Source organism: Streptomyces sp. NPDC059567, assembly GCF_042735655.1.
Lineage (GTDB): Bacteria > Actinomycetota > Actinomycetes > Streptomycetales > Streptomycetaceae > Streptomyces.
Genome location: NZ_JBHWBS010000120.1, coordinates 1 through 22,075, shown reverse-complemented (window position 1 = coordinate 22,075; position 22,075 = coordinate 1). Strand labels below are relative to the sequence as shown.

General features: G+C 70.7%; 26 protein-coding genes. 12 read left to right on the top strand and 14 right to left on the bottom strand.

Going from position 1 to position 22,075, the window contains the following annotated elements:
• Positions 1 to 131: 131 nt before the first annotated feature.
• The 5 genes from ACFVZW_RS33365 to ACFVZW_RS33345 form a co-directional block, all read right to left on the bottom strand.
• Positions 132 to 1,670, bottom strand: coding sequence for a hypothetical protein (locus ACFVZW_RS33365; RefSeq protein WP_384529428.1), 1,539 nt, complete (start codon positions 1,668 to 1,670; stop codon positions 132 to 134).
• 5 nt (positions 1,671 to 1,675) lie between these two features.
• Positions 1,676 to 3,736 carry a hypothetical protein gene (locus ACFVZW_RS33360; RefSeq protein ID WP_384529425.1) on the bottom strand — a complete coding sequence of 687 codons (2,061 nt, stop codon included), beginning with the start codon at positions 3,734 to 3,736 and terminating at the stop codon, positions 1,676 to 1,678.
• Positions 3,737 to 3,825: 89 nt separating this feature from the next.
• Positions 3,826 to 4,734 (bottom strand): isopenicillin N synthase family dioxygenase, encoded by a 909-nt coding sequence (locus tag ACFVZW_RS33355; RefSeq protein WP_384529423.1) that lies wholly within the window; start codon positions 4,732 to 4,734, stop codon positions 3,826 to 3,828.
• The gene (locus ACFVZW_RS33350; protein WP_384529420.1) at positions 4,727 to 5,173 is read right to left on the bottom strand and encodes a nucleoside deaminase; all 447 of its coding nucleotides are present in this window, start codon (positions 5,171 to 5,173) and stop codon (positions 4,727 to 4,729) included. Before ACFVZW_RS33350 ends, ACFVZW_RS33355 begins: the two co-directional genes overlap by 8 nt.
• A 60-nt stretch (positions 5,174 to 5,233) precedes the next feature.
• Positions 5,234 to 5,506 (bottom strand): GntR family transcriptional regulator, encoded by a 273-nt coding sequence (locus ACFVZW_RS33345; RefSeq protein WP_384529418.1) that lies wholly within the window; start codon positions 5,504 to 5,506, stop codon positions 5,234 to 5,236.
• A 164-nt stretch (positions 5,507 to 5,670) separates the two neighbouring features.
• Here ACFVZW_RS33345 and ACFVZW_RS33340 point away from each other — a divergent pair, with 164 nt between their 5' ends.
• Together ACFVZW_RS33340 and ACFVZW_RS33335 are read left to right on the top strand one after the other, a co-directional pair.
• Positions 5,671 to 6,009 (top strand): hypothetical protein, encoded by a 339-nt coding sequence (locus tag ACFVZW_RS33340; RefSeq protein WP_384529415.1) that lies wholly within the window; start codon positions 5,671 to 5,673, stop codon positions 6,007 to 6,009.
• Complete coding sequence (locus tag ACFVZW_RS33335) at positions 6,006 to 6,359, top strand: hypothetical protein (RefSeq protein ID WP_384529412.1); 354 nt, start codon at positions 6,006 to 6,008, stop codon at positions 6,357 to 6,359. The genes ACFVZW_RS33340 and ACFVZW_RS33335 overlap by 4 nt, the downstream gene beginning before the upstream one ends.
• A gap of 54 nt (positions 6,360 to 6,413) precedes the next feature.
• Here the strand turns inward: ACFVZW_RS33335 and ACFVZW_RS33330 are convergent, their stop codons facing one another.
• Positions 6,414 to 7,031: a flavodoxin family protein gene (locus ACFVZW_RS33330; RefSeq protein ID WP_384529409.1), complete on the bottom strand. Its 618-nt coding sequence runs from the start codon at positions 7,029 to 7,031 to the stop codon at positions 6,414 to 6,416.
• Between the two features lie 149 nt (positions 7,032 to 7,180).
• On the opposite strand from ACFVZW_RS33330, the gene ACFVZW_RS33325 reads away from it, so the two are divergent.
• The gene (locus tag ACFVZW_RS33325) at positions 7,181 to 8,110 is read left to right on the top strand and encodes a DMT family transporter (RefSeq protein WP_384529406.1); all 930 of its coding nucleotides are present in this window, start codon (positions 7,181 to 7,183) and stop codon (positions 8,108 to 8,110) included.
• On the opposite strand, the gene ACFVZW_RS33320 is transcribed toward ACFVZW_RS33325, so the two are convergent.
• Positions 8,013 to 8,897 (bottom strand): LysR family transcriptional regulator, encoded by an 885-nt coding sequence (locus ACFVZW_RS33320; RefSeq protein ID WP_384529403.1) that lies wholly within the window; start codon positions 8,895 to 8,897, stop codon positions 8,013 to 8,015. The two genes, ACFVZW_RS33325 and ACFVZW_RS33320, sit on opposite strands and share 98 nt — an antisense overlap.
• Complete coding sequence (locus ACFVZW_RS33315) at positions 8,897 to 9,310, bottom strand: PLD nuclease N-terminal domain-containing protein (protein ID WP_384529400.1); 414 nt, start codon at positions 9,308 to 9,310, stop codon at positions 8,897 to 8,899. Before ACFVZW_RS33315 ends, ACFVZW_RS33320 begins: the two co-directional genes overlap by 1 nt.
• 89 nt (positions 9,311 to 9,399) lie before the next feature.
• Here ACFVZW_RS33315 and ACFVZW_RS33310 point away from each other — a divergent pair, with 89 nt between their 5' ends.
• Both ACFVZW_RS33310 and mqnP read left to right on the top strand, forming a co-directional pair.
• Positions 9,400 to 10,851 carry a menaquinone biosynthesis decarboxylase gene (locus ACFVZW_RS33310; RefSeq protein ID WP_384529397.1) on the top strand — a complete coding sequence of 484 codons (1,452 nt, stop codon included), beginning with the start codon at positions 9,400 to 9,402 and terminating at the stop codon, positions 10,849 to 10,851.
• Complete coding sequence (gene mqnP, locus ACFVZW_RS33305; protein WP_384529394.1) at positions 10,848 to 11,750, top strand: menaquinone biosynthesis prenyltransferase MqnP; 903 nt, start codon at positions 10,848 to 10,850, stop codon at positions 11,748 to 11,750. Before ACFVZW_RS33310 ends, mqnP begins: the two co-directional genes overlap by 4 nt.
• 45 nt (positions 11,751 to 11,795) lie before the next feature.
• Here the strand turns inward: mqnP and ACFVZW_RS33300 are convergent, their stop codons facing one another.
• On the bottom strand, positions 11,796 to 12,404 hold the full coding sequence (locus tag ACFVZW_RS33300) for a rhomboid family intramembrane serine protease (RefSeq protein ID WP_384529391.1): 609 nt from the start codon (positions 12,402 to 12,404) through the stop codon (positions 11,796 to 11,798).
• Between the two features lie 95 nt (positions 12,405 to 12,499).
• On the opposite strand from ACFVZW_RS33300, the gene ACFVZW_RS33295 reads away from it, so the two are divergent.
• Positions 12,500 to 13,177: a UbiX family flavin prenyltransferase gene (locus ACFVZW_RS33295; protein WP_384529388.1), complete on the top strand. Its 678-nt coding sequence runs from the start codon at positions 12,500 to 12,502 to the stop codon at positions 13,175 to 13,177.
• Here the strand turns inward: ACFVZW_RS33295 and ACFVZW_RS33290 are convergent.
• On the bottom strand, positions 13,174 to 13,311 hold the full coding sequence (locus ACFVZW_RS33290; RefSeq protein ID WP_376436379.1) for a hypothetical protein: 138 nt from the start codon (positions 13,309 to 13,311) through the stop codon (positions 13,174 to 13,176). The genes ACFVZW_RS33295 and ACFVZW_RS33290 overlap by 4 nt on opposite strands.
• Before the next feature lie 113 nt (positions 13,312 to 13,424).
• Between ACFVZW_RS33290 and ACFVZW_RS33285 the strand changes: the two genes are divergently transcribed.
• The 6 genes from ACFVZW_RS33285 to ACFVZW_RS33260 all read left to right on the top strand — a co-directional run bounded on the left by ACFVZW_RS33285 (position 13,425) and on the right by ACFVZW_RS33260 (position 18,440).
• Entirely contained in the window at positions 13,425 to 13,880 is a 456-nt protein-coding gene (locus ACFVZW_RS33285; protein WP_031013392.1) for an Lrp/AsnC family transcriptional regulator, read from the top strand.
• A 48-nt stretch (positions 13,881 to 13,928) separates the two neighbouring features.
• Positions 13,929 to 15,092: an aminofutalosine synthase MqnE gene (gene mqnE, locus ACFVZW_RS33280; protein ID WP_362367242.1), complete on the top strand. Its 1,164-nt coding sequence runs from the start codon at positions 13,929 to 13,931 to the stop codon at positions 15,090 to 15,092.
• A gap of 7 nt (positions 15,093 to 15,099) precedes the next feature.
• Positions 15,100 to 15,624, top strand: coding sequence for a GNAT family N-acetyltransferase (locus tag ACFVZW_RS33275; RefSeq protein WP_384529384.1), 525 nt, complete (start codon positions 15,100 to 15,102; stop codon positions 15,622 to 15,624).
• Positions 15,625 to 15,686: 62 nt separating this feature from the next.
• Positions 15,687 to 15,977, top strand: coding sequence for a DUF4229 domain-containing protein (locus tag ACFVZW_RS33270; RefSeq protein ID WP_384529381.1), 291 nt, complete (start codon positions 15,687 to 15,689; stop codon positions 15,975 to 15,977).
• A gap of 373 nt (positions 15,978 to 16,350) precedes the next feature.
• A complete protein-coding gene (locus ACFVZW_RS33265) occupies positions 16,351 to 17,670 on the top strand; it encodes a dicarboxylate/amino acid:cation symporter (RefSeq protein WP_384529378.1) in 1,320 nt (439 codons plus the stop codon).
• A 110-nt stretch (positions 17,671 to 17,780) separates the two neighbouring features.
• Positions 17,781 to 18,440 (top strand): TetR/AcrR family transcriptional regulator, encoded by a 660-nt coding sequence (locus tag ACFVZW_RS33260; RefSeq protein ID WP_384529375.1) that lies wholly within the window; start codon positions 17,781 to 17,783, stop codon positions 18,438 to 18,440.
• 24 nt (positions 18,441 to 18,464) lie between these two features.
• Here ACFVZW_RS33260 and ACFVZW_RS33255 read toward each other — a convergent pair whose 3' ends face one another.
• The 4 genes from ACFVZW_RS33255 to ACFVZW_RS33240 all read right to left on the bottom strand — a co-directional run bounded on the left by ACFVZW_RS33255 (position 18,465) and on the right by ACFVZW_RS33240 (position 21,952).
• Entirely contained in the window at positions 18,465 to 19,640 is a 1,176-nt protein-coding gene (locus ACFVZW_RS33255) for a barstar family protein (RefSeq protein WP_384529372.1), read from the bottom strand.
• A 111-nt stretch (positions 19,641 to 19,751) separates the two neighbouring features.
• The gene (locus ACFVZW_RS33250; RefSeq protein WP_383558564.1) at positions 19,752 to 20,000 is read right to left on the bottom strand and encodes an SCO4226 family nickel-binding protein; all 249 of its coding nucleotides are present in this window, start codon (positions 19,998 to 20,000) and stop codon (positions 19,752 to 19,754) included.
• A gap of 42 nt (positions 20,001 to 20,042) precedes the next feature.
• Positions 20,043 to 20,699, bottom strand: a complete 657-nt coding sequence (locus tag ACFVZW_RS33245; RefSeq protein WP_384529369.1) for a pyridoxal 5'-phosphate synthase — start codon at positions 20,697 to 20,699, stop codon at positions 20,043 to 20,045.
• Positions 20,696 to 21,952 (bottom strand): FAD-dependent monooxygenase, encoded by a 1,257-nt coding sequence (locus ACFVZW_RS33240; RefSeq protein ID WP_384529366.1) that lies wholly within the window; start codon positions 21,950 to 21,952, stop codon positions 20,696 to 20,698. Before ACFVZW_RS33240 ends, ACFVZW_RS33245 begins: the two co-directional genes overlap by 4 nt.
• Between the last annotated feature and the right edge of the window lie 123 nt (positions 21,953 to 22,075).

Genomic DNA, 22,075 nt, shown 5'->3' with positions numbered 1-22,075 from the left:
GGCCCCGGCGGGCCGCCCGTCCCCCCCCGTCGGACCTCCCCTCACCCACCCGCCCCGCGGGCTCTCGTCGGGGGGGGGCCCGCCGGGTACCGCTCGGTACCCGGCGGCCGCTCGGTGTCAGGTCGGAGGGATCAACCTCCTTGCGGAGGAAGGCAGTTCTTCGTCGGCGCCTTGCCCTCCGGCCAGGCGATCTGGACGAACTTCTGCGAGCCGTCCTGGGCCAGTTCCACGATCGGCACCGCCTTGTTGAAGGGGTTGCCGAAGTTGTCCAGGCAGAGCCAGCCGCTCGCGCCGTCGACCCGGAGCGAGCCCTTCACCTGGGGCCACTGCGTGACCACGTCCGCGAGTTCCGGGTACTGCGCGCCCTGCGGGGTCGCCTGGCGGATCGCATGCACCGCCGTCGCCATCGCGTCGTACGCGACGATCGCCTGCCCGTCGGCGAGCGCGACCGGCTTCTTCGAGGCGCGGGCGATGTCGGTCAGGAACGTGTCGTACGCGGCCGTCGAACCGCCCGTCCCCGGCACCGGCCGGCCCGGCGCCGGCTTCCAGGCGTCCGGGTGAGCCAGCGAGGCGTAGCGGACGGTCAGCTTGGCCTTCAGCGCGGCCCGGTTGAGCTTGCGGTCCGCGCCCAGGTACGAGCCCTCGTCACCGGTCAGGATGGTGAACGCCCGGTCCGCGCAGCCGCGCGAGCCCAGCGCGTTGATGAACTGCCGCAGCTGGGTGTGCCGGCCCGCGAAGAAGACCGTCTCCGCGTTCGTGTCGCAGATCAGATGGGTGATCTGGCGGAACGTGTTCGCCGTCGTCCCCTCCTCCGTCGGGTCGGCGGGCGAGGTGAACAGCTGCGGCTCGTACGGCGCGCCCTTGAGCGAGGCCGCGAACGCGGACTTCAGCGTGTCCGTGTAGTGGTCGCCGGTCCGCGTGTCCTGCACCAGCAGCGCCTTCGCCGCATCGACCTTCCCGAAGTGCGCCAGCGCCTTGGCCTCGTCGCCGTTGGTGGGGGAGACGCGGGCGAGACCGGGGAAGCGGTTGTTGCCGGCGCCGGGGCCGTTGGCGATGTCGTCGGCGGTGATCGTGGTGCCGACGACGGCGACGCCCGCGCCGGTCAGCGCCGCCACCGCCTGCCGTATCTCGGTCGAGGAGGTGGCGACCCCGGAGACCGCCCGCAGCCGGTCCTCCCCGCCCGTCATCGTCTTCAGCCGATCCACGGTCGTGCGCCAATGGGCGTTGCCCTTGCCGGTGTTGGCGAGCACGAGCCGGATCTTCGGGGTCTCGCTGTTGGACTCGTGGTTGGCGCGGTACTGCCGGGCGTAGGCACCCTGCACCTCGTGCAGGACCTTGACCTGCATCCCGGCGTCCGGCGAGGTCAGCGGCAGCAGCAGGGCGACCGTCGCGTACTCGCCCGGCTTCAGGGCGCGGTTCTCCTCGCGGATCAGCCCGGCCACCTCGGTCAGGGACGAGACGCCGAAGTCGTATCCGTCGCCGTTGACGCCGATGCATTCCGTACTGCCCTCGGGGCGCTCCACGCCCTTGGCGCAGGAACGGTCCTCCGGGGTGGTGGCGCGGTTGACCACGTATCCGGTCAGTCCGCCGAGCACGGCCAGGACCACCACCGCCGTGGTGATCCTCTGCCGAGTGGTGTGCAGGAGGTGGAAGCGCAGCCAGGCGAGCATGGTCCTCAGACTCCGTCCTCGCGCGCCGGGGACAGCGAGAGCTCCCGCCAGGCGCGGATGTCGGTCGGCCAGTGGGTGGCCGCGTCCCACAGCGGTCTGTTGCCCGTCAGATGGCGACCGGAGAGCTGGCGCAACTCGAACGCCAGCTTCTCGGTCACCTCGCCGTCGGGCAGGGCGAGCGGGTCGGTCAGCAGCCAGACAGCGTGCAGCAACCGTCTCAGCCGCAGATGGAGTTCGGTGGTGTCGGCGTCGAGTCCGGCCGGCATCAGATCGGGCGGCTGCTGCCCGAGCGCGATGGCCCGGCGCGGATCGGGGCCAGTCCGGTCGCGGGTGCGCGGGTAGGGGGCGGAGGCGATGAACCGCAGCCGCGCCAGCCATTGCTCGACGTCCGGGCGGGGGAACGTGACCCGCAGATGGGTCACGGCCTGTTGGGTGCGGCCGAGGGCCAGTTCGTGGTGCAGCCGGTACGCGAGCCCGGCCTCCAGGTCGTAGTGCCGGTGCAGGGTCTCGTGGACGGCCCGCCAGGTCGCGTACCCCTCGCCGTCCTCGAACCGCAGCCGGTGCAGCAGCAGGGCGCGCAGCAGCGGGTCGGCGACGAAGTGCTCCGGGCTCTCGGGCCAGCCCTCGGCGCGCAGCCGGTCGCGGACCTCCAGGGCCATGTCCCCGTCCGGGGACTCCCCGGGCAGCCGGGTGTGGGCGAGGAGCCGCGCGGACGTCTCGTCGTGGGCGGCGGCCAGCACCGCGAGCCGGCCGTGGTGCTCGCCCGGCAGCAGCTCCGCGAGCAGTGTCGGCGCGACCGGCACCGGCGGGGCGTCCTCCCGCAGCTCCACCCTCAGGTCGAGCAGCGCGCCCGGGGTGAGGGCCGCTCGGAGCTCCGTCGGCGCCTCGCCCGCGGTGCGGCCGAGCAGGGTCACTCCCAGCGGGCGGCCGCCGGTGAGCCGGTGGACGCCCCTGGCCAGGTCGGCGGGGGTCCGGCCGGCCGGGTCGTGCCGGTCGAAGGCCGACTGGGCGTGCGCGGGGGAGAGCGGGGTGAGTTCGACGGCGAGGATGCCGGAGGTGACGTCCGTGCCGCGCGGGCAGGGGGCCAGCCGGGCCGTCTCGGGCAGCCTCAGCCGGGTCGCGCGGCGCATTCCCTCGTGGTCGCCGACCCGGGAGGAGGCGAGGACGACGACCCGGTCGCGACGTCCGGCGGCGCGGTCCCGCAGGATCGGTTCGATCAGGCGACGGCCGAGCGGCTCATGGGCGTTGTCGAGGAGGAGGACGGGCCGGCCGCTGCGGGCACCGGCCCGCAGCAGACCGGTGAACGCGCGGTTCAGGTCCTCGACGAGCGCGCCGACGAGGAAGCTCTCGGCCTCCTGGCGGCGCCGGCCGCCCTGCTCGAAGTCGTTGGCGAGGTATTGGAGGCCGATCTTGCCGCGGCCGCCGGCGTTGCGGTAGTTCCCGTACCAGCTCTCGGATCTGCGCTGGCTGCGGCCGAAGACCTCCTCCAGGACGGTCTCCACGGTCGCCTCCGCGAGGAGCCCGGCCATCGGCGCGGTGGCCTCGGCGAAGTTGGCCGCCAGCTTGCTGAGGACCTTGGTGACCCAGGTGGCACCGGCGCCCTTCGCCGCGTCGACGGTCGCGAGGACCGGGCCGAGCCGCTGCAGATCGTGCCGGGCCCGCTCCTCGTCCTCCCGCGACCAGCTGGTGGAGGCGACGGCGACCAGACCGAGCGAGAGCCGCGGGAACTCCACGGGCGCGCTGGCGAATCCGCGCGGGGCGAGCTGCCCGGCGAGCTCGGCGAGCGCGCCGGTGAGCTCGTTCCAGCCGGGCCCGTGGTCGGCGGGCGGCTCGATGTGCGCGCAGTCGAGGAGGGCGAGCGGGGTGGCACCCTTGTAGGCGTTGCGCACCTGCTTGAGCAGGGCCGTCTTGCCCATGCCGCGGCCGCCGGTGAAGACGGTGACCGGCGGGTCGTCGCCGTGCTCGTACGCGGTGCGGGCGAAGCGGTACGGGGTCAGCCCGACGAGCCGCGCGGCGAGTCCGGAATCCTGGAAGACCGCCTCGCGGCCGTACAGCTCTCTGTCCACGCCCCGTCACCCCCGTCACAGACAACTACAGGATATCGACAGAGAGTTGGGAAAGCGGCAGCCTTTTCGACTCTGTTGTGGAGCTGTTGTCAGTCCGTGGCGATGGCGTCGAGCTGGGCCCTCAGGTAGCTGTGTGACTCGATGCCGTGGATCGTGGTCCCGGGATCGCACTCGTAGAAGTAGACCAGCGACATCAGCTCCTCGGCGGGCTCGTCGGCCGGCGGCGGCAGCACCCGGTGGCGTCCCGAGCGCCACCTGCCACCCGTCCAACCGGCCATCATGTCACCGATGTTGACGGTGAACGCGGCGGGATCGTACGGAGCGTCCTGCCAGCCTCCGGAGTCGGTGAACACCTGCAGACCGCCCTTGCCCGCCTCCCGGTCCAGGACCGTGACCGTGCCGAAGTCGGTGTGCGGGCCGATCCGGAACTGGCCCGGCTCCGGGGTGCCCGTCCGCTCCTGCCCCGGATACCAGTTGATGTTGAAGCCGAACGTGGGGTGCCCGGTGTGCCGGGTGAAGAAGTCCCGCTCCTCCCCGAGCGCCTCGCCGAGCAGGTCGAGGATGTGGTCGGACAGCGCCTGCATCTGCGCCAGGTACGTCTCCACCAGCGGCCTCAGCTCGGGCACCTCGGCGGGCCAGGTGTTCGGCAGGAACCACTCCGCGTCCACGGCCGGATCCCCGGTCGGCTCGTCCGCCGCGAAGGAGAGCGACTCCTTCAGATCGGGCGGGGTCGCCGTGCCCTCCGCGTAACCGTTGGCCTCCGCACCCGGCCCGAGCCAGCCCCGCCCACCGACCCGCACCGCGTACGGCTCCTTGACGGCCGGCGGGAGGTGGAAGAAGCGCCGGGCGACCGCCCGGATCTGCGCCCGAAGACCGGGGTCGACACCGTGCCCCGTGACCAGCAGGAAGCCGGCCTCGCGCAGGGCCAGGTCGACGGCGGGCAGCTGCCCGGCCGGATCGCGGGTCAGATCGATCGTCGGAAGGCGCGCTTCACTCATCGCCGATGTCCTCGTTCCACAGAGCCGGATGCTTCTCGATGAACTCCCCCATCAGCGCGGCGCATTCGGGGTCGTCGAGCACCACGACCTCGACCCCGTGCTCCGCGAGCCAGTCGTGCCCGCCGTGGAAGGTCTTCGCCTCCCCGACGACGACCCGCGAGATCCCGAACTGCCGCACCAGACCGGAGCAGTACCAGCACGGCGACAGGGTGGTCACCATCGTCGTGCCCCGGTACGAGCGCTGCCGGCCGGCCGCCCGGAAGGCGGCGGTCTCCGCATGCGTCGACGGGTCCCCGTCCTGCACGCGCCGGTTGTGCCCGCGCCCGAGCAGCGTCCCGTCCGCCCCGTACAGCGCGGCCCCGATCGGGATGCCGCCCTCGGCGAGCCCGGCCCGCGCCTCGGCGACGGCGGTGGCAAGCCACCGGCGTGCCTGTTCCATGTCCACGGGTGGACTCTTCCCCGGAGGGGCGGAGGTATCACGCGCCGCGCGGGGGAGGGGTCACTCCTGCCCGGGGGCGTGAGGGGTGACGTAGGAGCCCTTGCCGCGCACGGTGATCACCAGACCGCGCTCGCGGAGTTCCTGGGTGGCCCGACGGGCCGTGAGCCGGGCAACGCCGTACTCCTCGGCGAGGCGGTTCTCGGAGGGGATCGGGCGATCAGGGGCGAGCGTGCCGGCGGCGATCTGCTTGCTGATGATCTCGGCCAGCTGGATGTAGAGCGGTGTGGCGCTGTACGGATCCAGGGGACCGCTTGCGGCGGAGTTTTCGCTCATGTGTCCAACATAGAGCGATAGGCATCTACACGATCGGGTGGATCTCTCAGCACTTGTATACAGAGGACTGTGAGGAACCTCTAGGTTCGTGGACACCGAAGACCCCGGCGACCGCTGCAACCGGCCCCGGGGCATGGCCACCAACTACCAACGGAGTTGATGACGTGCGGAACCCTATCGCGCACGCACTGGGCTGGGCGCTGATCCCCGCCCTCCTCTGGCTGCTGACGCTCACGCTGCCGCCCACCGGAACGCGCAGGCAGCGTCCGGGCACGGCCCGGCCGACCCGCTCGCCGCGCCACCGAGCCCCTGGCCGGCGATCCCCGTACGCCCGCGAACAGTCGACGCTCCTCGACGGAGGCCAGTCACGACTGGCGCGCCCCTACCTGGCCGGCCCGCCCAACGCGCGGGCGGTCCAACGCAGGCGTCGGCAGGCGCTGTGGCTGGCCACCGTCGGGCTGGACGTCGACCAGCGGGACATCCACGCGGGCGGAGCCCGATGAGCCGCTGCGGCGCGCGGCGGTCCGTATTCGCCGTCGCGGAGGCGGTGCGGCCGGTGTGCGCGGGCTCGGTCTGCGTGCTCGCCGTGGGGCACGACGGTCCGCACCGCGACCGCGCGGGGGCAGCCTGGTGGGTGACCCCGGAGATCGCCGATGCCGTGAGCGTGGCCCTCTTCGCGCGGGCCCTCAAGGCCGCTCCCGAGCCGGAATTCCGCTCCCCGCGCTGCATCGTCGGCCGCCACGACCGCTGCCGGGACCATCTGCCGCGTGACAGTGGCGTACACGGGGTCCGCCACTTCGTGTGCGGGTGCGTCTGCCACCTGCCGGACCCGGCGACGGTGGTCCACCCGTGACCGCTCGTACCGGGCCGGCGGCGGCCGGGACCCTCACACGTCGGACCCGGACCGTCACACCTCGGGGGAGTCCTCCTCGTAGGGGAAACGGGCGAACGGGGTCTCGCGCTGGAAGAAGGTCTTGGCGGCGATCATCGCCTGCTCGTCGGCCCGCACCCGGCCGGGCCGGGAGCCGGTCCCGGTCAGCACCCCGCCGAACCGCATCCGCAGATAGGCCGCCGAGTGGTTCAGGGTGGTCGCCAGACCGTCCGCGACGACGTGCTCGCCGTGCGCCATGGCGGTCACTCCCCAGAGCGTCCGGCCCGCCATCCGCTGCTTGAAGTCCGAGCCCGGCACGTTCAGCCAGCCCGACCAGTAGTCGAGGTAGCGCTTGGTCTGCGCGGAGAGGCTGTACCAGTACAGGGGCGAGGCGATGACGATGTCGGTCGCCGCCAGGGTGGCCTGCCGCAGCGTCTCCTCGTTCTCCCCGGCCGGCCAGGAGGCCGTCTCGTGCCGCCCGTCCTGGAAGTCGGGCAGGGGCAGCCGGTTCAGGTCCACCCAGCGTTGCGGAACGTCGGCGGGCAGCTGGGCGGCGGCCGCCCGGGCGAGCACCTCGGTGTTGCCGTCCGAGCGGGAGCTGCCGAGGACGAAGAGGAACGAGCGGTCCGCGCCACGGGGGGTGTCTGGATTCATGTCTGCTCCGGTCTCGTGAGTGCCCTGCGTCCAACCCGGCTCCTCCGGGCGGTATTCCGCGGGCCCATCGGCTCGGCCGATGGGCCCATCGGCAGGACGCCCCACTGGCTCGTGGACCGGTTCCCGCCGCTCTCCGTAGCGTCGTGGACATGAGAAACGAGACCAGGGGAACCCTCGAACTGACCCTCGCCATGGTGCTCTCCGGCACCCTCGGCATCTTCGTCGTCGAGTCCGGGGCGTCGCCCTTCGACGTGGTGTTCTTCCGGTGCCTCTTCGGGGCGGCCGCCCTCGGCGCGTACAGCCTCGCCCGGGGCTACCTCACCGGGCACGGCTTCACGCCGAAGAAGCTGGGACTCGCCGTGCTCGGCGGGGTGTTCATCGTCTTCAACTGGGTCTTCCTCTTCGAGGCGTACGAAGCCGCCTCGATCTCCTTCGCCACCGTCGTCTACCACACGCAGCCGTTCTTCCTGGTGGTCTTCGGCGCCGTGCTCTTCCGGGAGCGGATCACGGCGGCGAAGTTCGGCTGGCTCGGTGTCGCCTTCGTCGGGCTCGTGCTGGTCTCCGGCATACGGCCCGGGGACACCGCCTCCCTCAAGGGGCTCGGTCTCGCGCTCGCCGCCGCCGTGCTCTACGCGCTGTCGACGATCGTCACCAAGCGGATCACCGGCGTCCGGCCCCACCTGATCGCCCTCGTGCAGGTCCTGGCCGGCATCCCGCTGCTGCTGCCCTTCGCCGACTTCGGCGCGGCCTCCCGGCTCGGCGCCGGGTGGGGCTGGCTCGCCGGCCTCGGACTCCTCCACACCGGACTGATGTACGTGCTGATGTACGCGGCCTACCAGAAGCTGCCCACCGCGAAGATCGCCGTGCTCGCCTTCACCTACCCCGCCGTCGCGATGTTCGCCGACTGGGCGGTGTACGGGCACCATATCGGCCTCGTCCAGGCGCTCGGCGTCCCGCTGATCGTCCTGGCCGGCCTGAAGGTCACCCTCGCTGCTCGGACACCAGCCGCCGCGCCTGCTCCACGAACAGCCGCACATGCGCCGGCAGCCGCTTCCCCCGCCGCCACGCGATCTGCGTGAAGAGCGTGAACGGCGGACGCCAGTCCAGCTCCACCAGTGCCCCGGACGCCAGCTCCCCGGAGACGGTGACCCGGGGCACCAGGGCGATGCCCAGACCGCCCGCCACGCCCCGCTTCGTCGCCTCGATCGTGCCGAACTCCATGAACGGCGGAGACCAGTCCCGCAGCTCTCGCTCGAACAGGTCGCGGTACGGACATCCCGGCTCCGTCCCCACCAGCTGCGCCGCCGCCAGGTCCACCGCCGTCAGATCCGTACGCCCCGCCAGCGGATGGCGCGGCGAGGCCACGAGCACCAACGGCTCCTCGGCGAGGACCTCGCTCTCCAGGCCGGCGTGCTCCGTCTCCGGCTCCATCAGGAAGCCGATGTCGTACGTCCCCTGGCGCAGCGCCTGCCGGGTCTCGTCGCCGAGGGTCGGACGCAGCGCCAACCGGACCTTCGGATAACGGTGGTGGAAGAGCTCCAGGAGCGGCGGCAGCCGGTAGGAGGTCAGCGACTCCATCGTGCCCACCGCGATCGCCCCGGCCGGCTCCTCGGTCTCCACGACCGCGGCCCGCGCCTCCTCGGACAGCTCGATGATCCGGCGGGCGTACGGCAGCAGCCGCTCACCGGCCTCGGTGAGCCGGATGCGGCTGCCGAGCCGTTCGAACAGCTCCACGCCGAGCGAGGACTCCAGGGCGCGGATCTGGCTGGTCACGCTGGACTGGGCGTACCGCAGATCGGCGGCTGCGCGGGTGAAGGAGAGGACGCCGGCGACCTTCTCGAAGGTGACCAGCAGCCGGAGCTCCATCAGCCGTCGCTGTCCTTGGCGTCGTCGCCCTGCTCGCGCTTCTTCAGCTCCTCCTCGCGGCGGCGCAGGTCCGCCTCCCAGTCCTTGAGGACGGCCTCGTCCTTCGCCCGCTTCTCATCAGGCACAGCCTCGTCCTTGAGGGACTTCAGGAAGTCGGGGTTGTCGTCGGGAGCGACCCACTCCTGGCGGTGGTTGCGGTGCCATTCGGAGGGCGTACGGCCGCCGGCGGGGGTCTTGCGCATCTTGCCCGCGGCGAACCAGACGATCGGGCCGACGATCCAGAAGAGCAGGATGATGATGACCCAGACGACCTTGGGCAGATGCTTGGCCTCGTCCTCGGGGGTGTTGAGGCAGTCGATGAAGGCGTAGATCGTCAGCGCCAGCGGCAGGATGTACATCAGCGCCCTGAGCATGTGGGACAGCCCCCTGGAAGCAACGGCAGGGCTCGTTTCGACGGCCCCGGTGACAGGTCAAGCGTAGCCCGTGGCGGATACTGACCCCTATGGCTTACGACGATCTCCGCTCGCTGCTCAGGGCGCTGGAGCGCGAAGGCGACCTCAAGCGCATCAAGGCCGAAGTCGATCCGTACCTGGAGGTCGGGGAGATCGTCGACCGGGTGAACAAGGCGGGAGGCCCGGCGCTCCTCTTCGAGAACGTCAAGGGCTCCGCCATGCCGCTCGCGATGAACGTCTTCGGGACGGACCGCCGGCTGCTCAAGGCCCTCGGCCTGAAGTCGTACGGCGAGATCAGCGAGAAGATCGGCGGGCTGCTCAAGCCCGAGCTTCCGCAGGGCTTCGTCGGGGTCCGTGAGGCGTTCGGCAAGCTCGGCTCGATGGTCCACGTGCCGCCGAAGAAGGTGAAGGACGCTCCGGTCCAGGAGGTCGTCCTCACCGGCGACGACGTCGACCTGGACAAGCTGCCCGCGCTCTTCACCTGGCCCAAGGACGGCGGGTCCTTCTTCAACCTGGGTCTGACGCACACCAAGCACCCGGAGACGGGTGTCCGGAACCTCGGGCTCTACCGCCTCCAGCGCCACGACAAGCGCACCATCGGCATGCACTGGCAGATCCACAAGGACAGCCGCAATCACTACGCGGTCGCCGCGGAGCGCGGCGAGCGGCTGCCGGTCGCGATCGCCTTCGGCTGCCCGCCCGCCGTGACGTACGCGTCGACGGCGCCGCTGCCCGGCGACATCGACGAGTACCTCTTCGCAGGCTTCGTGCAGGGCAAGCGGATCGAGATGGTCGACTGCAAGACGGTGCCGCTCCAGGTGCCGGCGCAGGCCGAGGTCGTCATCGAGGGCTGGCTGGAGCCGGGCGAGATGCTCCCGGAGGGCCCCTTCGGCGACCACACGGGCTTCTACACGCCGCAGGAGCCGTTCCCCGCGCTGAAGATCGACTGCGTGACGATGCGGAAGCGCCCGCTGCTCCAGTCGATCGTGGTCGGCCGCCCGCCGACGGAGGACGGGCCGCTGGGGCGCGCGACGGAGCGTTTCTTCCTGCCGCTCCTCAAGATCATCGTGCCGGACATCGTGGACTACCACCTGCCCGAGTCGGGCGGCTTCCACAACTGCGCGATCATCTCGATCGACAAGAAGTACCCGAAGCACGCGCAGAAGGTCATGCACGCCATCTGGGGCGCCCACATGATGTCGCTGACCAAGCTGATCGTCATCGTGGACAAGGACTGCGACGTGCACGATCTGCACGAGGTGTCCTGGCGCGCGCTCGGAAACACGGACTACGCCCGCGACCTCACGGTCGTCGAGGGCCCGGTCGACCATCTCGACCACGCCTCCTACCAGCAGTTCTGGGGCGGCAAGGCGGGCATCGACGCCACGAAGAAGCTCCCCGAGGAGGGCTACACCCGGGACGGCGGCTGGCCGGACATGGTGGAGTCGGACCCGGCGACGGCAGCCCTGGTGGACCGCCGCTGGAAGGAGTACGGCCTGTGACCACCGCGGCCGTACCCGGCGCGCAGCCGGGGCGTACGAAGGCCTTCCTGCGCCTGGTCATGATCGAGCACTCGGTCTTCGCGCTGCCGTTCGCGTACATCGCCTCGCTGACCGCGATGTTCCAGCTGGACCGGAACATCCACTGGGGGAAGCTGCTCCTCGTCACCATCTGCATGGTGGGGCTGCGGACGTTCGCCATGGCCTGCAACCGGATCATCGACCGCGAGATCGACGCCCGTAACCCGCGCACCGCCCAGCGCGAGCTGGTGACCGGTGCCGTGTCGGTGCGCTCCGCGTGGACGGGCGCCGGGGTCGCGGTCGTCGTGTTCCTCGGGGCCGCGGCCCTGCTGAACCCGCTGTGCCTGGCGCTCGCGCCGCTCGCCGTGGTGCCGATGGTGGTCTACCCGTACGGCAAGAGGTTCACGAACTACCCGCATGCGATCCTCGGCCTCGCCCAGGCCATAGGGCCCATCGGGGCCTGGCTGGCGGTCACGGGGGAGTGGTCCTGGGACGCGGTGATCCTCGGGCTCGCGGTCGGCGTCTGGATCGGCGGCTTCGACCTGATCTTCGCCTGCCAGGACGTCCAGGCGGACCGCGCCCACGGCGTGATGTCGGTCCCGGCCCGCTTCGGCGTCCCCGCGGCGCTGTGGGGCGCGCGGGGCTCGGCCGTCGTGACGACGGGTCTGCTGGTCGGGTACGCGCTGGCCACCGGGGCCGGGACGTTCTTCTGGGTCGGCCTGGTGATCGTGGTCGTGGCGTTCTGCTACGAGCACACGATCGTGAAGCCCCACGACCTGTCCCGGCTGAACCGGGCGTTCTTCACCGTCAACGGGTTCATCGGGATGGCCCTGTTCGTGTGCACGCTGCTCGACCTGGTGGTGCGGGGCCTGACCGTCTGAGCCGGCTCGCGGGCCCGGCCCCGGCTCAGGGAGTCGGCCCGCGGCTCACGCCGCCGTCATGGCCGTCCCGCGCCGACGGCGGCGGAAGAGGAACGCCGCCGCCACACCCGCGAGCAGGCCCACCAGGTGGCCCTGCCAGCTCACCGTCGTGTTGGTGGGGGATATGCCCAGCAGGATCGAGCTGCCCCAGACCGCCGCGACCAGCAGTCCCACGACGACGTCCAGCAGCCTGCGGTCCACGAAGCCCCGGACCAGCAGATAGCCGAAGAGGCCGAAGACCAGGCCGGAGGCGCCGGCCGTGTTGGTGTACGACGGGGAGATCAGCCAGACGCCCAGGCCGTCGGCCACGATGATCAGCGCCACGACGCCGAGGAAGCGGCGGATGCCGCCGAGGGCCGCCAGGAGGCCGAGCACCATCAGCGGGATGCTGTTGGAGGCGACGTGGTCGAAGCCGAAGTGGAGGAAGGAGGCCGGCACGACGTGGGCCAGCTCGGCCGGGTCGCGCGGGGTGATGCCGTACGTGTCGAGGGCGTGCCCGGTCGCGTAGTCGACCGCTTCGAGGACCCACAGCAGGGCGATCCAGCCCGCCATGAGCCACACCGCCGCCTTCGCCCGGTCGGCCGTACCCCACTGTCTGGTATCGAGATCCGTCATGACTACCCCCTCAAGCGCTTCGTGCTCTGCCTCGGGTGAACGTACGGGACCCCTAGGACAGTTCTCGTTCCGGGTCGCCGGATAGGCTCGTCGGCGTGGAGCCGGTAGAGAAACAGCAGCGTCGCCCCTGGGTCGTCGGGGTGTCCGGGGCGTCGGGGACCCCGTACGCGGCGGCCGTCCTGAGGGGGCTGCTCGCAGCGGGGGAGAGCGTCGACCTGGTCGTCTCGCGCGCGTCGCGGCTGACGCTGCTCGACGAGACGGGGATCGCCTTCCGGGACGCGCACTGGCGCGAGGATCTGACGGAGTGGCTGGCGCGGGGTGCCGACGGGAAGCCGGGGACGTTCGCTCCCGGCATCGACGATGTGCGGTACTGGAACGCGGGGGATCTGGCGGCGGGGCCGAGCAGTGGCTCGTACCCGGTGAAGGGGATGCTGATCGTGCCCGCGTCGACCGCCTCGGTGGCGGGTGTCGCGCTGGGGCTCTCGAAGGACCTGCTGCAGCGGGCGGCGAGCGTGATGCTCAAGGAGCGGCGACCGCTGGTGGTCGCGGTGCGGGAGACCCCGCTGAGCGGGCAGACGCTGAAGCATCTGGTGGCGCTGGACGAGGCGGGCGCCGTGGTGCTGCCCGCCTCTCCGGCGTTCTACGCGGGGGCGACGCACATCCAGGATCTGGTGGACTTCGTCGCCGGGCGGGTGCTCGACGCGGCAGGGGTGCCGCACCGGCTGTACCGCCGTTGGGAGGGAGAGCTCGGTGGGGCCTCCCGTGGTGATTAGCGCTTCTTGGCGGCGCGCTTCTTCTCGGCGCGCTTCGAAGCGGACGGCTGGTGGGCACGCGAGCGGTTGGCCAGGTCCTGCAGCTCGCGCATACGGGCGTAGGCCATCTCGATCGTGTACACGGTGAACACCACTCCTGAAAGATCGTCTTTGATCGACTGAAAGATTCACAGGGTGTCGGCCCTGTGTGCCTTAGATTCTATACCTATACTCGCGGTATCGCTGGACAATGGAAGGCTTCGTACCTATGGACGCCGTGGACAGGCAGCTCATCCAGGCACTGCGCGAGAACGGCAGGGCTTCGTACGCCGAACTCGGCCGGCTCGTCGGGCTCTCCGGCCCCTCCGTCACCGACCGCATCAACCGTCTGGAGGCGGCCGGCGTCATCACCGGCTACCGCGCGACGGTCGACGCCGCCTCGCTCGGCCTGGGCGTCACCGCGCTCATCGGCATCTCCCTCTCCGACGCCGCCGACCACGAGGACGTGGCGCGCCGGCTGAAGGACCTCGCCGAGATCGAGGACTGCTGGTTCATCGCGGGCGACGACTCGTTCATGCTCAAGGTCCGCGCCAACGACGTCGACGGCCTGGAGAAGACGATCCGCCGGCTGTCCGGCACCAAGGGCGTCTCCCGCACCCGTACCACCATCGTGCTCTCCACCAAGTGGGAGAACCGGGTCGGAGATCTCCCCGAGGAAGGCTGAGAGTACGGTGGGTGGAGCCTGAAATCATCAGACATGGGAGGCGGCCGCATGGACGCGGGACTCAAGCGCGAGCTGGAGCAGAAGGTCCGTTCCGGAGAGCGGCTGAGCCGCGAGGACGGCATCGCTCTGTACGAGTCCGACGACCTGGCCTGGCTCGGCGGCCTGGCCCACGAGGTCCGGACCCGCAAGAACGGTGACGTCGTCCACTTCAACGTCAACCGCCACCTCAACATGACGAACGTGTGCACCGCGTCCTGCGCGTACTGCTCGTTCCAGCGCAAGCCGGGCGAGAAGGACGCGTACACGATGCGCATCGAGGAGGCCGTCCGCCTCGCCAAGGCGATGGAGAACGAGAACCTCACCGAGCTGCACATCGTCAACGGGCTCCACCCCAACCTGCCCTGGCGCTACTACCCGCGCTCGCTCTCCGAGCTCAAGAAGGCCCTGCCGAACGTCTCGCTGAAGGCGTTCACCGCCACCGAGATCCACCACTTCGAGACCATCTCGGGCATGTCCGCCTCGGACATCCTCGACGAGCTCATCGAGGCCGGCCTGGAGTCCCTGACCGGCGGCGGCGCGGAGATCTTCGACTGGGAGGTCCGCCAGCACATCGTGGACCACCGCACCCACTGGGAAGACTGGTCCCGGATCCACCGCCTGGCGCACTCCAAGGGCCTCAAGACCCCCTCGACGATGCTGTACGGGCACATCGAGGAGCCCCGGCACCGCGTCGACCACGTGCTGCGACTGCGTGAACTCCAGGACGAGACCGGCGGCTTCCAGGTCTTCATCCCGCTGCGCTACCAGCACGACTTCGTCGACATGCAGGACGGCAAGGTCCGCAACAAGCTCCAGGCGCGCACGACGATGGCGACGGGCGCGGAGGCCCTCAAGACCTTCGCCGTCTCCCGGCTCCTCTTCGACAACGTGCCGCACGTCAAGGTCTTCTGGGTCATGCACGGCGTCCAGACCGCCCAGCTCGCCCTCCAGCACGGCGCGGACGACATGGACGGCTCGGTCGTCGAGTACAAGATCACGCACGACGCCGACAACTACGGCACGCCGAACAAGCTGGGCCGCGACGATCTGCTGGAGCTGATCCGTGACGCCGGCTTCCGCCCGGTGGAGCGGAACACGCGGTACGAGATCATCCGTGAGTACCCGGGCCCGGACGCGGACCGCCGCGAGTCGCCGCAGCCGATGCGGGTCTGAGGTACCGATGTCCCTGAGGTTCGAACTCGACCCCTCGATCACCCCGGAGGTACGGGACGGGGTCCTGCGCGTGTGGACGGACGTCTCCAACGCGGGCGGAGCCGTCGGCTTCGTCCCGCCGGTCACCGTGGACGACGTCCGGCCCGAGCTGGTCAAGCACCTCGCCGCCATGGCCGAGGGCCGGATGCGACTCGTCGTCGGGTACGAGGAGGACGGCACCGTCGCCGCCACCACCTTCGTCGCGTACAACACGCACCGGCTCATGAAGCACTGGGTGTGGCTGTACACGGTGATGGTCCACCCCTCCCACCAGGGCAAGGGGTACGGGCGCGACCTCATGGCCGCCGTCGAGGACGCGGTCCGAGGCTTCGACGGGATCGAGGCGATACGTCTCACCTGCCGGGGCGGCACGGGCGTCGACCGCTTCTACGGCTCCTGCGGCTACAAGGAGGTCGGGCGGGTGCCCGGCGCGATCCGGGTGGCCGAGGGCGACGACCGCGACGACATCTTCATGCTGCTCCCGCTGAATTGATCCATTTCGTGCCGTGGTTCACTGGACGGGCGAATCCGCACGGACAGAGGAAAGGGGCCGTCGTGGCCGAGAACGGAACGGGCGCTGCGACCCTTCGCTACACCCTCATGCGCCTCGGCGTCTTCGCCGGCTGCTTCTTCGCGCTCTGGGGCCTCGTCTACATCGGCGTGCTGCCGCGCGGCCTCGGCGACTCCAACCTGCTCTGGGTGCTCCTGCTCTCCATCGTGATCTCCGCGCCGCTCAGCTTCGTGCTGCTGCGCGGGCAGCGGGACGCGATGTCCGAGCAGATCGTGGCCAAGGTCGACCGCGCGAAGGGCCGCCTGGCCGAGAACCGGTCCCGCGAGGACGCGTGAAGGCCGTGTGACCCGCCCTAAGGGCTGCGTAAGGTTCATCACAGACGTACACCCCGGAACGGGAGCTTCGAAGGCTCCTGACCGGGGTGTTCTGCGTTTCGGAGGCGCTTCCCGGCTTCGACTACCTCAAAGAAGGGCTTTGAGGTTCTCAAAGTTCAAGTGTTAACGTGTTCGCCATGAAGACAGCTGTGCGCCTCCCCGATGCCGTGAGCACTCCGCTCGTGGCGCGCCTGCATGTCGATCTGTGCCGCTGTATGTCCGCGGTCTGTTGCCGCGAGCTCTGACCCCGGCATCATGCAGCGGTACCGCCTGAGCGCGGTGCGCCGCACCCCCGTCCCCGTATTCCCCCGATACGCACCTGTGGAGTGTGTCTGTGTCCGCGTCCGCGTCCACGCCCGAGACGAAGTCCCCGACTTCCTCCCGCATACCGAAGATCCCCTTCTGGGCCCAGATCGTCGCCGGTCTCGTGCTCGGCGTCCTGCTCGGCTGGCTCGCCCGCAGCCAGGACGTCAGCTGGCTCAAGGAGACCCTCGGCCAGGTCGGCGACATCTTCGTCCAGCTCCTGAAGCTGGCCGTCGCCCCGCTCGTCTTCTTCGCGATCCTGGTGTCGATCACCAACCTCCGCAAGGTCAACAACGCGGCCCGCCTGGCCGCCCAGACCCTGGTCTGGTTCATGATCACCTCGCTGATCGCGGTCGCCATCGGCCTCGCGATCGGCCTGCTCACCAACCCGGGCGCCGGCACCGGCCTCACCCCGCAGGACGGCAAGCTGCCGAAGCGCGAGGGCACCTGGATCGACTTCCTGACCGGGATCATCCCCTCGGACGTCATCACGCCGTTCACCGAGCTGAACGTCCTGCAGATCGTCTTCATGGCCGCCGTCGCCGGTGTCGCCGCACTGAAGCTCGGCGACCGCGCCAAGCCGATCCTCGCGCTCTCCGAGTCGGTCCTGGAGCTGCTGCAGAAGGCCCTGTGGTGGGTCATCCGCCTCGCCCCCATCGGCACCGTCGGCCTCATCGGCTTCGCCATCGCCGACTACGGCTGGGAGCTGATCGGCAAGTACGCGACCTTCACCGCCGACGTCTACATCGGCTCCGCGCTTGTCATGTTCGGCGTCTACCCGCTGCTGCTCGCGACGGTCGCCAAGGTCAACCCCATCCAGTTCTTCAAGGGCGCCTGGCCGGCCATCCAGCTGGCCTTCGTCTCCCGCTCCTCGGTCGGCACGATGCCGGTCACCCAGAAGGTCACCGAGCGCCTCGGCGTCCCGAAGGAGTACGCCTCCTTCGCCGTCCCGTTCGGCGCCACGACCAAGATGGACGGCTGCGCCGCGATCTACCCGGCGCTCGCCGCGATCTTCATCGCGCAGATCTTCGACGTGCAGCTGGGCATCCAGGACTACCTGCTGATCGCCTTCGTCTCGGTCGTCGGCTCCGCGGCCACCGCGGGCCTCACCGGCGCGACGGTCATGCTGACCCTGACCCTCTCCACCCTGGGCCTCCCGCTGGAGGGCGTGGGCCTGCTGATGGCGATCGACCCGATCCTGGACATGATGCGCACGGCCACGAACGTCGCCGGCCAGGCCCTGGTCCCGGTGGTCGTCGCCGCCCGCGAGAAGATCCTGGACGTCGACGCGTACAACGCCGCCTCCTCGTCCCCGGTCGACGAGCGCGAGCCGCTGACGGTCGCCGCCTGATCCGTCGCCACGCGCGGTACCCGTGCCCCTGTCCCCGTCCGGACAGGGGCACAGGTGTTTGCGCGGGCACGTAGGCTCTCCCCCGGTGCAGGCGAGTTGGGGGTAGTGGGATGGACGAGGCCGGAGGCGCGAAGGTCCGGAGGCTGCCGCGGGCGGTGCGGGAGCGGCAGATGATGGATGCCGCCGTGCAGACCTTCGGGCAGTTGGGGTACCAGGCCGCCTCCATGGACGAGATCGCCGAGCTCGCGGGCGTGTCCAAGCCTCTGGTCTATCTGTATCTGAACTCCAAGGAGGAGCTCTTCACCGCCTGCATCCGCCGGGAGGCGAAGGCGCTGCTCGCCGCCGTGGCCGCCGCGGTCAATCCGCGGCTGCCGGCGGACGAGCAGCTGTGGGCCGGGCTGCTGGCCTTCTTCACGCACACCGCCGAGCATCCCGACGGCTGGGCGGTGTTGAACCGGCAGGCGCGGACGCACGGGGAGCCGTTCGCCAGCGAGGCCGCGCTGATGCGCGACGAGATCGTGGCGTACGTGGGGACGCTGATCGGGGCCGCCGCCGAGGAGACCCACCGGAAGACGGAGCGGGATCCGGAGCTGGCCGAGCGGGATGTCGCCGGGCTGGCCCAGGCGCTGGTCGGGGCGGCGGAGTCGCTGGCCGGCTGGGCCAACGAGACGCCGGGGATGACGGCCTGGGAGGCGGCGGCGACGCTGATGAACTTCGCCTGGGCGGGGCTCGGCAACCTCATGCAGAGCGAGCGCTGGTCTCCCCGATGACGCCGGTCGGATGCGGCCTGAGGCTCAGCGGAGTACGACCGTGACGCCCGCCCGTTCGAGGAGTTGTACGGTCTCCTCGAAATAAGGGATTCCGTCCGTGCTCTCCACGACGTCCGCCAGTGCGCGGCGTGCGACCTCGGCGTCGTGCCAGGTCAGGGTGAAGGGTGGGGCCACTCCGAATCCACCGCTCAGGCAGTCCTTGAAGGCGTTCCACTCCCGGCCGAAGTAGCGGCCCGGGCCGAGCAGGGCCTCGCCGATCGCGCAGTGCAGGCCGGGGACGTCCGTGACGAACCGGCCGTCGAGGTGGTGCTCACCACCGGAACGGTCCGGCCGGGCCGTGGGTGCTCGCCAGGCGCGGGTGGTCAGCTCCAGCCACTCGGCCCGGCCCTCCGAGTCGTACGGCGCCCAGAGGTTGGGCTCCTTCGGCGGACCCTGGTACCACCGCTCCCAGATCGGGCGGGCCGCCGTCGGCCGCCGATCGTCGCCGCCGTCGGTGAGGGTGATGTCCTCGAGCCCGCCGCCCAGCACGGACGGGCGCGCTCCGTCGACGGCCAGGCGCACGGCGGGGGCGGCCATCACGTCGCCGTGGCGGTCCAGCACCAGCAGGTGCACCCAGTCGTGCTTCCACCGGCGTGGTTGCTGCGTCCCCACGAGCAGCGGCTCCACGGCCTCGCAGCCGATCAGCTCCATCGGGACGGGGGCCGGGTCGGCTCGCGGATCGAAAAGGCCGTCGACCGTGGAGGCGCTGCCCATGCTCTTCGCGGACACCGTCGTTCCGGCGAAGAGTTCGAAGCGCGGAACCTCGGGCGCTTCGAAGAAGCTTTCCTCGTGCTTGACGCCGGCGCCGAGCACGACGTCGTAGCGCGCCGGGTCACCTGGATGGGGCTGGTGGGACAACAGCTCCGCGTCGACCAGGGTCCACCACTGCACGGGCTCCTCGCCGTCCCAGACCTCGACACCCACCTCGCCCAGACCTCGGAACGAAGTGCCGTTGCCGGTCAGGGCGTCCTTCAGCGGGCCGTCAGGGCTGCATCCGCGAAGGGTCAGGATCTCTCGCGGCGGCGGAACGTCGTCGACGAACAGTCCGTCGACGCCCGCGCACCTCCCCCAGAGCTGCTCCACCCCGTCGACGTCCTCCTGGACCAGGAGGTACTTCACCGGGAAGCCCCGGTCCCATCTGGTGTGATCTGCGATCCGCACTCAACCCCCGTACGTCCGAACGGCATTCGCACCCCACGATACGGACCCTCCCGGAGCGGGTCGGGCGGAGGGCGGCCGCCCGGCCTCGGGGTGGTGCATTCGGCGGCTCGCTCAGACGCTGAGGGGCACCTCGTGGATCTCGTCGGCCTTGTGGCCGGTGCGCGCGTGGATCCGCTGCACCGCGTCGGCCGAGGGGCCGGTGGAGAGGCAGTAGACCGTGCCGGATTCGGGGTCCGCCCAGGCCTGCTTGAAGTGCACGCCCTCGTCCTTCTCGATGGCGAGATCGGCGGCATGCGCCTCCCGGAGCTGGTCGCCCGTGATCCCCACCATGCCGTGGTGGACGTCCATGTACGTACCCATCTCGTTCCACCTCCTCCTCTCATCGTGCGCCCCGCCCCCGGGTCAGGGCCAGAGCAGCTCCCGTACCCAGCCCGACGCCTCGTCGAGGCGGTACCGCAGCCGGAGGTGCCGGCGCTGCTCGTCGCCCTGGAAGAACTCGACCTCGGACGGCTGGAGGACGTACAGCGTCCAGGTGGGCGCGTGGGCCCCCGGCTCCGCCTGTGCCCGCTCCCAGGCGGCCCGGCCGGCGACGTTCAGGTCCTCGACCGAGTCGAGCACCTCGCTCTGGCGGCCTACCAGCGCCGAGGCGACGGCGCCCGTCGAGCGCGCGTGCAGATCGTCGTACGCCTCGCCCGCCGTGCCCGTGACGACCCGGCCGCGCAGCCGGACCTGGCGGCCCTGGACCGGCCAGTAGAAGCCGAGCGCGGCCTCGGGGCGGGCGGCGAGCTGGCGGCCCTTCGCGCTGGTCGCGTGGGAGGCGAAGTGCCAGCCGCGCTCGTCGGCGCCGTGCAGCATGACCGTACGGACGTCGGGCCGTCCGTCCTCGTCGACGGTCGCGAGCGACATCGTGTGCGGCTCGGTCTGCCCGGCCCGGGCCGCCGCCACGAACCAGTCGTGGAAGAGCGGCAGCGGCTCGGCGGGGGCGGTCTCGGGGGTGAAGCCCGGGAGGTCGGTGTCCCAGACCCGGAGGGAGCGGAGCGTGCTGTCGAAGTCGGTCATGCGGCAACCCTAGGCCCGTACGCCTGCCCGTACTCCTTCACCGGTACGGCGTTGGCGGCGCGCTGGACGTCGTCGCGGATCTTCTTCGCGATGAGGTTCTTCCACGGTGTGCGGGGGAGTGTGCGGACCATGGCCATGCGCAGGGCGATCTTCCAGCGGGAGGAGACCGTCATCTCCTTGACGAAGCCGGCGGCGAACCTCTGGTTCAGTTCCACGCCCGGCCGCATCTCGCGCTCGTACGCCTCGAAGGCGACCCGGTGGTCCCCGTGCGCCGCCGCGAGTTCGCCCGCCAGGACGTACGCGCCGGTCAGGGCGAGGCCCGTGCCCTGGCCCGAGGCGGGGGAGGTGCAGTGGGCGGCGTCGCCGAGGAGGACGACGCGGCCGCTGGACCAGCGGTCCATCTCGATGAGGGCGATCGAGTCGAAGTAGAAGTCCTCGGCGTCGGCCGAGTCCGCGATCAGCCGCGGGATCTCCCAGTCGTCGCCGGCGAAGGCGTCGGCGAGCAGCCGCTTCTGCCGCTCGGTGTCGCGGTGGTCGTAGGAGAGCTCCTCGGGGGAGGAGAAGACGAAGCAGTTCTTCGCGGTGTGGGCCTGTTCGCCCGCCGCGCTGTAGACGGAGATCAGCTTGTCCGGGCGGGCGTGGTAGGTCTCCCAGCGGGTGAGGCCCAGCCGGTTGGGGGCGGTGAAGATCGAGATGTACGCCCCGAGGTGCCGCTTGAAGCGCTGCTCGTCGCCGAAGACGAGCCGGCGGGTGTGGGAGTGCAGCCCGTCGGCGCCGACCACGAGGTCGAAGCGGCGGCGGGTCCCGCTCTCGAAGGTGACGTCGACGCCGTCGCCGTCGTCGTGCAGGGCGGCGATGGAGTCGTCGAAGAGGTACTCGACGTCGTCGCGGGTCCGCTCGTACAGGATCCGGGCGAGGTCGCCGCGCATGATCTCGTCGTCCTGCTCGACCCGGCCGCCGAAGATCTCGGCGGGCATCCGGCCGACCGTGCGGCCCTGGGCGTCGACGTACGAGCCGCCGTCCATGTCGGTGGAGCAGGCGCGGATCTCGTCGAGGACGCCCATCCGGCGGCAGACCTCGACGGCGGTGCCCCGGATGTCGACCTTGTAGCCGCCGGTGCGGAGTTCGGGGGCCCGCTCGACGACGGTCGCGGTGAAGCCGTAGCGGTGGAGCCAGAGGGCGAGGGCAGGGCCGGCGACGGAGGCACCGGAGATCAGGACGGTCTTGTTCACGAGCTGGTTCGTGTGCGTCATGGCCGGACTCCTTGTCGGGTGTGGGGGGGGGGGGGCCGCCAGCCCCCGCGCCGGCACAAAAAGAAAATAGAGAGGTGTATTATAAATGTTGAGTATAGATCTCACTGGGGGCCCCCCCGCCCG

What these genes read in the sequence shown, in the direction of transcription:
- ACFVZW_RS33350 (WP_384529420.1), bottom strand. Translation starts at nt 5,173, where the DNA reads ATGGAACAGGCACGCCGGTGGCTTGCCACCGCCGTCGCCGAGGCGCGG.
- ACFVZW_RS33325 (WP_384529406.1), top strand. Translation starts at nt 7,181, where the DNA reads ATGAGAAACGAGACCAGGGGAACCCTCGAACTGACCCTCGCCATGGTG.
- ACFVZW_RS33250 (WP_383558564.1), bottom strand. Translation starts at nt 20,000, where the DNA reads ATGGGTACGTACATGGACGTCCACCACGGCATGGTGGGGATCACGGGC.
- ACFVZW_RS33330 (WP_384529409.1), bottom strand. Translation starts at nt 7,031, where the DNA reads ATGAATCCAGACACCCCCCGTGGCGCGGACCGCTCGTTCCTCTTCGTC.
- ACFVZW_RS33240 (WP_384529366.1), bottom strand. Translation starts at nt 21,952, where the DNA reads ATGACGCACACGAACCAGCTCGTGAACAAGACCGTCCTGATCTCCGGT.
- ACFVZW_RS33355 (WP_384529423.1), bottom strand. Translation starts at nt 4,734, where the DNA reads ATGAGTGAAGCGCGCCTTCCGACGATCGATCTGACCCGCGATCCGGCC.
- ACFVZW_RS33335 (WP_384529412.1), top strand. Translation starts at nt 6,006, where the DNA reads ATGAGCCGCTGCGGCGCGCGGCGGTCCGTATTCGCCGTCGCGGAGGCG.
- ACFVZW_RS33310 (WP_384529397.1), top strand. Translation starts at nt 9,400, where the DNA reads ATGGCTTACGACGATCTCCGCTCGCTGCTCAGGGCGCTGGAGCGCGAA.
- ACFVZW_RS33345 (WP_384529418.1), bottom strand. Translation starts at nt 5,506, where the DNA reads ATGAGCGAAAACTCCGCCGCAAGCGGTCCCCTGGATCCGTACAGCGCC.
- ACFVZW_RS33315 (WP_384529400.1), bottom strand. Translation starts at nt 9,310, where the DNA reads ATGCTCAGGGCGCTGATGTACATCCTGCCGCTGGCGCTGACGATCTAC.
- ACFVZW_RS33285 (WP_031013392.1), top strand. Translation starts at nt 13,425, where the DNA reads ATGGACGCCGTGGACAGGCAGCTCATCCAGGCACTGCGCGAGAACGGC.
- mqnE (WP_362367242.1), top strand. Translation starts at nt 13,929, where the DNA reads ATGGACGCGGGACTCAAGCGCGAGCTGGAGCAGAAGGTCCGTTCCGGA.
- ACFVZW_RS33320 (WP_384529403.1), bottom strand. Translation starts at nt 8,897, where the DNA reads ATGGAGCTCCGGCTGCTGGTCACCTTCGAGAAGGTCGCCGGCGTCCTC.
- ACFVZW_RS33300 (WP_384529391.1), bottom strand. Translation starts at nt 12,404, where the DNA reads ATGACGGATCTCGATACCAGACAGTGGGGTACGGCCGACCGGGCGAAG.
- ACFVZW_RS33275 (WP_384529384.1), top strand. Translation starts at nt 15,100, where the DNA reads ATGTCCCTGAGGTTCGAACTCGACCCCTCGATCACCCCGGAGGTACGG.
- ACFVZW_RS33365 (WP_384529428.1), bottom strand. Translation starts at nt 1,670, where the DNA reads ATGCTCGCCTGGCTGCGCTTCCACCTCCTGCACACCACTCGGCAGAGG.
- ACFVZW_RS33245 (WP_384529369.1), bottom strand. Translation starts at nt 20,699, where the DNA reads ATGACCGACTTCGACAGCACGCTCCGCTCCCTCCGGGTCTGGGACACC.
- ACFVZW_RS33260 (WP_384529375.1), top strand. Translation starts at nt 17,781, where the DNA reads ATGGACGAGGCCGGAGGCGCGAAGGTCCGGAGGCTGCCGCGGGCGGTG.